Annotated in this window: 1 protein-coding gene; it reads right to left on the bottom strand. The window is 34.0% G+C overall.

Annotated elements, in window-relative coordinates:
• Positions 1–1114: restriction endonuclease subunit S (locus LKD41_RS15600; RefSeq protein ID WP_227701685.1), on the bottom strand; the 1114-nt coding region annotated here is incomplete at its 3' end.
• Positions 1115–1141: the final 27 nt, after the last annotated feature.

Here is a 1141-nt window from a genome sequence, read left to right on the forward strand (position 1 = left end):
GCACGGCAACTTTTGATTTGTCGACTTGGTCGACGAATGCAATATATTTATTAACCATATCTTCTGTTGGACATATTATAGGGAAATCTTCAATATGTTCCTTATTGAGCTGTCTCTTATCAATTCCCCCAACACAAACACTTCTAATCAAATTTCTATACTCATCCGAAACAAGTATCCTAAGTACGAACTTTTTATTAACTTCTGGTTTTAATCTTATAAAATACACATGTCCATTAACATTCGCTTTATCATCTTCTCCCATATATAGTGCAGCCCGACCCAATGAACTATTTTCCGTATTAATTCTTCCAGTTTTTGTCATAAGAATATCTCCATGCTTTAGGCTACTTCTCTTCATACTTTCATGAGTCTGAACATCAATATACGCAATATCTTCCATTTCCAAACGATCCTTCCAAACATTCTGACTCCTAAAAAATACAATCCCCTTTTTAACATAATTTTCAGAGCCACCCTTCGGTGTATTTCCGCTGTTAATTTGAATGGATAATTCTTTAAGTTTCTTTACTGGCCAATTCATAGTATTTGAAACTGGATCACCAAACAACTCGACAAATCGGGCTTTAATAAGGTCATCAAGCAATTGAATCTCTTGATTTCTTTTTAATACCATTTCACTTATTCTATCAAGTATGTCTACAATTTTTCGCTGTTCTTTTAATAACAGCAACTCCATTTCAGTTTTCTTTAAGTATCCTACTGAAATATTCGGTTGTGCTCCACCGACTCCATCTTTAACAAACTTCTCTTTTTTGCTTTTAAGGAAATAATATAAGTATTCTGGAATAACCTTCTCATTTTTCTTAAATGCCGCACATGCCTGATTTGTACATGCTGACATTTTCAAAATAGATGTTGCACCTATTGTAGCCCCATACATTGCAATCAAAACTGTATCTTTTTCATACATTTTTGCCGAAGAATTCTCCAACCCTTTTTCTGTTATAAAATCTTCAACCTCAAAAAGATATTCCGATTTCAAATCTCCAGTTTTTACCCAAGGTATATCTCCATTATAATACTCTGGATGGGACTTTACGGGTGTTCCACCCGAACCAATTTCAAATATATCTCCAAGTTTTACTTTCATCTACGTCATCCCAACAAATCCGAATTT

Source organism: Roseburia sp. CLA-AA-H209, assembly GCF_020687575.1.
In the GTDB taxonomy this organism is placed as follows: domain Bacteria; phylum Bacillota; class Clostridia; order Lachnospirales; family Lachnospiraceae; genus Roseburia_C; species Roseburia_C amylophila.